Source organism: Actinophytocola sp., from assembly GCF_035712165.1.
Classification (GTDB): Bacteria; Actinomycetota; Actinomycetes; order Mycobacteriales; family Pseudonocardiaceae; genus DASYTH01.
On sequence record NZ_DASTBH010000223.1, the window covers coordinates 1 to 6,102 of the forward strand.

Annotated in this window: 6 protein-coding genes; all 6 read left to right on the forward strand. The window is 68.3% G+C overall.

The features are described from left to right. On the forward strand, positions 1–460 hold a 460-nt coding region (locus VFO68_RS12660), incomplete at its 5' end, for an FAD-dependent oxidoreductase (protein ID WP_325158440.1). A gap of 132 nt (positions 461–592) precedes the next feature. Beyond that, on the forward strand, positions 593–1,372 hold the full coding sequence (locus VFO68_RS12665; RefSeq protein ID WP_325158441.1) for an SCO2525 family SAM-dependent methyltransferase: 780 nt from the start codon (positions 593–595) through the stop codon (positions 1,370–1,372). Between the two features lie 121 nt (positions 1,373–1,493). Further along, complete coding sequence (locus tag VFO68_RS12670) at positions 1,494–3,395, forward strand: SCO2524 family protein (protein ID WP_325158442.1); 1,902 nt, start codon at positions 1,494–1,496, stop codon at positions 3,393–3,395. A gap of 2 nt (positions 3,396–3,397) precedes the next feature. Next, complete coding sequence (locus tag VFO68_RS12675) at positions 3,398–4,306, forward strand: SCO2523 family variant P-loop protein (protein WP_325158443.1); 909 nt, start codon at positions 3,398–3,400, stop codon at positions 4,304–4,306. Then, on the forward strand, positions 4,303–5,355 hold the full coding sequence (locus VFO68_RS12680; protein WP_325158444.1) for an SCO2522 family protein: 1,053 nt from the start codon (positions 4,303–4,305) through the stop codon (positions 5,353–5,355). The genes VFO68_RS12675 and VFO68_RS12680 overlap by 4 nt, the downstream gene beginning before the upstream one ends. After that, the coding region (locus VFO68_RS12685; protein ID WP_325158445.1) for an SCO2521 family protein at positions 5,339–6,102 on the forward strand (764 nt) is incomplete at its 3' end. The genes VFO68_RS12680 and VFO68_RS12685, both read left to right, overlap by 17 nt.

A 6,102-nucleotide genomic window follows, 5' to 3' on the forward strand; every position in this document is an offset into this window, starting at 1 on the left:
GAAACGCCGCTCGCTGTTCGTTTCCCCCGTTCCGGCCGGCGTGCCGTGGGACCCGGACGGAGCCCTCGTCGGCGACGCCGCCGAGCGGTTCTACTTCAAACCGGAAGGCGGCAGCGTCCTCGGCTCCCCGGCCGATGCCACTCCCTGCGAGCCGTGCGATGCCCGTCCCGACGAACTGGAAATCGCCCGCGCGCTCGACCTCATCAACGAGGTCACCCTGCTGCGCCTGCGCACGGTCCGCCGATCCTGGGCCGGCCTGCGCACTTTCTCACCCACCGGCAACCCCGTTGTCGGGTCCCATCCGCACCACCCCGGGTTCATGTTCGTCGCTGGTCAAGGCGGCTACGGCATCCAAATGGCGCCAGCCCTGGCCGCTCTGGCCGCCGCCGTGGTCACCGGCGCCGGCGTCCCGCCGGACATCCCGGTCGACCCCGCGACCCTGGTCCCGGGCGGCGATTAATCCGGGCACCCCTAGGAGAACCCTCGAATTCGTCTCATCCGGTGAAGACGATCAAACCGACGCGAACCCGTGCTAACTTGGGTAACTGCCCGGGGTGTGTTCGAATTGGGCTCGAGGACCATTAGGGGCACGGTGGTATCGACTGAACGAAGTAATGAAGACTACCCATGGCACGACTTTGATCCGGATTCATACCTGGAGGACAACTACGCCGTCCTGCGTGACGAAGATCGGCAGATGGTGGAGCTCGTGCGCGACTTCTTCGCCGCCGAGTTCGCGAACGACCCGAACCGGACCGGGCGATGCGGTATCGATGTGGGCACCGGCGCCAATCTGTACCCCGCGTTGGCGATGTTGCCGTTCGTCGAGCGCCTCACGCTCTACGACTACTCGTTGGCCAACGTCAGGTGGCTGATCCGCCAGCACGCCGCCGACTGGCCGACCTGGAGCCCGGTTTGGTCCCAGTTCTGGCATGTTTTCTCCGAGCACGACTGCTATGCCGAGCTTGACGGGCACCCGAAAGCCGAGTTGGCCCGGTGCGTGGACGTCATCCAGGGGAGCGTGTTCGATCTCGCCGCATACCCGCAGCGGTGGGATATCGGGACGATGTTCTTCGTGGCCGAGTCAATCACGAGCCAGAAATCCGAGTTCGCCGCCGCCGTCGATCATTTCCTCGCCGCGCTGCGCACCGGCGCCCCGTTCGCCATCGGCTTTATGGAGGAATCGTCCGGGTATCACGTCGCGGGTAAGAGCTTCCCGGCGACTCCGGTGGGCATCGACGAGGTCCGGCAGTGCCTTCGCCGGCACACATCCGATGTCCATGTTCGGCGCTTCGACCATGGCGACAACCCGTTACGAGACGGGTATAGCGGCACGATAGTCGCATATGGGAGGGTTAGCGGTACCGGCTAGCCACGGCACGGCCCGGTCAGTGCTAGCGTACCGCCGACGCCGCGCCCCGGCCCTGTCGTGGCCGCGGCCTTTCTCCACGCATTGACCCCATCGGCTGACATTCTCCTCCAGGACGGCCACCGTGCGAATCCAGCCACGACAGCAAATCCTCGACATCTGGCGATCGGTGATTCAGGCGTCATTCCGGGATGGCGCCTGGAACTGGGGGCCCAAGGAGGAACGCAACTCCATCCGCGACGCCGAGATGGTCCTGTGCCTGCTCTACCCGGCGACCGAATTGCCCAACCTGGCCCTCGACCGGCCGGACTCGACCGCCGATGACGTGGTGAAGGCCCTCGCCCCGCTCGGCCGGCCCACCTCGATCGCCTTGAAGGTCATCGACGTGCTGGCCGACTACGTCGCGGAATACACCGACACCGAGGGCGAGCCCATATTCTCCGGCGGCAGCTATTTCCGCGTCGGCGGCGATAAGGCGGGCGCCAAGAGTGAACCGATCGACGAGCGGCAACGAAACCTCGACGTGGTCGACTCGTACTCGATGTCGGTGACGCTCTGCCTGGCCGCGCTCGGGTTCATCAGCGTGCTCCGCTCGTCGGTGAAGAAGTCCGAGACCCGGCAGACCATCGGCCAACTGGAGCGGGCCGTGCAGGACCGGCTCACCGCGGCCATGGTCGGGTTGCTGCGCAGCTTCGTGGTGAACATCGTCGACGAGTCCGATCCGGCCCGCGAGATCATGCTGCGCACGGTGTCGCCCACCCGGATTCGGGACCAGGCCCAGGAACAGGCCGTGGTCGACAACCTGAACAGCAGGCTGGCCAGAACCCGGGCCCGGCTCCGTGACGACGTGCGCCTCGGCGTCGGCGAGGACGTCAAGGAGGGGTTGCGGGACGAGAACATGCTCTTCGAGTGCGGTTGGGGCTGGAGCATCGTCCGCAACGCCACCCCGTTCAAGATCGAGCTCGCGGAGACCGGTTTCCGCGACCAACCCAAGATCTGCTCGGTCGACGGGGTGGCCGACCCCCGGCCCTACCTGTACTCCACGGTGGTCGCGCTGGACGGCATCAACGACCTGCTGTCCACCCGAACCCGGGAGTTGGGGCTGCTCAACGAGGACCAGCGCCGGCTGTCCGACGCCCTCCAGGTCCGCTGGGCGCAAACGCAGCGGTACTGGTCCACCATCGCCCGGTTCGGTGACGGTGACTGGCCGCTGGAGGACATCCCCTGGCGCACCTCGGACGGCGACGAGAACGACTACTACAGTCTGCTCGTCTCCTCGGTTCTGGTGCAGGACCTGGAAAACCGGGAAGCCACCGACGACGACCTCAACCGCGCGGTGGCCGTCTTCGAGTCGCTTGCCCAGCGTGGTCGGATCACCCGCCGGGTCACGGTGAATGACCCGGCCGTGGAAATGCACGTGCCCGGCGTGCGCATGAACCTGGGCGGCAGCGAACTGCTCGGCACCCGGCTGCACTGGACGGTGGCGGACTTCGCGCCGCTGCTGCTCAAGCGGGCCCTGCAGGCGACCCGGTTGTCGCAGAACGTGGCCGCCCGCAAGGCACTGATGGACGTGGCCGACTCGACCATGGCCCACCTGGACCGCAGGCGGATCTCCCAGGGACCGGCGGCGGGTCTGTGGGACGACCCCGGCGACGTGCTGTTCCCGGGCGAGTCCCGCGTCCCGACGACGAAGCCCTCCTGGTATCTGTCCGAGCGGGTGGTGGAGGCGCTGGTCTCCGGCGCCCGAACGTTCCGGGAGAGCCCGGTGCGCAGTTCGGCGGTCGGCACCCGGGCGCAGGAACTGCTGCACGAGGCGGAGCACCTGCTCAACCGGGAGATGCTGGATGCCGACGCGGACGACACCTCGGCCAAGCGTTCGGAGCTGAACAAGATCGAGGCCATCCTGATCCGCGCCCGTAAGATCATCATTCAGCAACCCGGAACGGCGAACGCCCTGGCCCTGGACGCGCTACGCCGGCTGGACGAGCTTGCGGTCGCGCACCGAGACGCGACGAGGAGCATGTAGCCATGCTGGTATTCGCCGCGTCGGACAAGGGTGGCACCGGCCGGTCGGTCACGAGCTGCAACATCGCCTACCACCTGGCCCAGCGCTACGACGTGGCCTACCTGGACTTCGACTTCGGCAGCCCCACCGCGGGGGCGATCTTCGAGATGGCCCGGGTGGAACGCGGGGTCGACCAGAACGGCCTGCACTCCTACATCGAGGGTGAGGCCGCCGACCCGTACGTGGTCGACGTGTGGCAGAACACGGCCAGGGACGACCTGCGCAGTGCCAACGCCCGGGCGGGCCGCCTGGTGCTCCTGCCCGGCAACCGGGGCGGGGCCGAGTTTCCCTGTCACGCCAGGCATGTCAACAACTGCGTGACGCTGTTCAGCCGGCTGGACCGGGAGTTCGACATCTGCGTCGTCGACCTGTCCGCCGGCCGCTCACACGCGGTGTCCATGGTGCTGGAGGCGACCGCGCGGGAGGAGCTCAGCGCGATCACGGCCCGCTGGCTGATCTTCCACCGGTGGACCAGGCAGCACGTGATGGCCGCCGCCGCGCTGGTCAACGACACTCGGGGCATCATCGAGGTGGGCAAGGCGGCCGGACACGACCCGGACGCTCTGGACGACGCGATCCGCTACGTCCGCACCGCCGTCCCGCGGCTCAACTCGCCGCTGGCCACCAGCAGCCCACCCCAGGCCGCCTGGCTGCACGCCTTCGACGAGGAGCTGAACCGCCTGGCCCGGGAGAAGAAGCTCGGCCGCAGCCGCATGCTCGGCATCACCCCGATGGAGCCGGTGTTGCAATGGCGGGAGCAGGTGATCACGCACGCGGACGTGGATGCGAAGATCGCCAATGCCGCCACGGCGGAGTCGTTCCGGGAACTGGCCACCAAGCTGACCGATGACACGGAGTGGGAAGGACTGTGACCGACTCGCCCGGCGCGGTGAGCGCGCCCGACCTCGCCGGCTACAGCGAGGCGACCGAGCTGGACCGGCCGAGGCACACCCAGCTGGCCCATCTGTCGGTCGAGGTCGGCCACTTCTACATGGAGCACCTCGTCAACGGCGAGGAACGGATCCACAACCAGTTCTCGATGGTGGCGCCGTGGCTGCAGGCCGCCGTGGCGGGCGTGCGGGCGCAGGTCGGTCCGGCCAAACCGCGGATCAGCACGTGTTTCCTGATCGACGACTACTTCGGCAGCGGTACCCGGCCGGCCGACATCGTGCCCAAGCTGGTGCGGATCGCCGAGCAGTGCGGCATCACGATCGACTACCTGGTCCGGGAGGCGGGCTGCGCCCGGGCCGGTGACGCCGACCTCGCCGGCATGGTGAGGTCGATGTTGCTGCCGGAGCCCCCCGAGGGCACCAACGGCTCCCGCCCACCGCTGCAGGAGTCCGGCTGGCTGTGCAACGGCCAGCGGTCGACCGACTCGCCGACCCCGTCCGGCCAGGCCATGCAGGTCGCCGCGTGGCGCCCGCCGGTCCAGTTCGGCGCCCGGCGCACGCACTCGATCTTCGTCGACGTCGAGCTGTGGCGGGACAGCGAGACCACGGACGACAAGCTCTGGTCCTGCCCGTTCCTGGCCGCGATCTGGCACCTGCTGCGGCTGGGGATGCTGCGCTACCGCGGCGAACCGGTCGCGCCGGCGCAGTACCGGTCGCCCACCGACGATTGGCCCGAGCGCTGGAACGACCTGCCGGCGGTCATGAAGATCAACCCCGCGGCGGCGCCGTTCGCCGCGTACCGGTCCGTGTCGATCATGCCGCGGTCCTACCTGGTCATCGAGAACGCGGTCGAGGTCATCCTCAACCATCTCGATCTCGATCCGGCCGTGACCGACCAGGTGATCGACCGGGGCAAGGTGGAGGGCCTGGAGATCTCCAGGAAGCTCACGCACCGAATGTCCCATATCTTCATCGACGACGATGAGGAGATTCCCTTGGACGGCGGGGCAGCACATGCTGATCGTGGGTGAGGTCCGCACCGGGCTGCTGCACAACTCCGTGCGGCTGCCCCGGCCCACGATCGTGGAACTGCTCGAGATCAGGCCCGGCCGGCGGGTGCGGGTGACCAACCGTCCGGTCAACCGGTCGGTGTCGCCGGACGGTCTGGTGTGCGTCGACTGCCGGGTACCGACCGTGCCGCTGACCAAAGCGCGGGGGATCGGCACCGTCGCCTCGCACGCGGTGGTCACCGGGGGGCTCGTGCTGCAGTCCGCGGCCCGGACGCAGCTGGACGTGGTCACGAACCGGGATCGGCGGCCCTGGTCGCACTACGCCGCCCGGCGGGGCGTGGTGGAGGTGATCGGAAAGGCGAACCTGGTCCAGCTCGCGGCCGGGTACCGCGCGGAGAAACCGGACAGCACCACCCTGGACCTCGGCGCGATCAGCGAGCATCTGGTGAGCGTGGTGCAGATGCGGCCGCAGCTGGACCGCCGGACCGCGATGCGCTCCCGCCCGACCAGAACGCGATGGACCGCCATGGTCGAGGACCGGGCCGACCCGGCCGTTCGGTTGCATGTGGACAGTGAGGAGCTGCGTACCGTCGAGTTGGCGCTGCCGTCGGACCTGCTGCCGCACGCGGAGCGGTTCTGCGAGGATCTCGCCCTGCACGACTGGTTGCTCACCGCGATGGACAACGTGGTCGAGGCGGCCGAGAAGGACATCATCAACGGGATCGACCCGATGCGGATCCTCGGCGCGGCCGTCGACCGGTTGGTCCG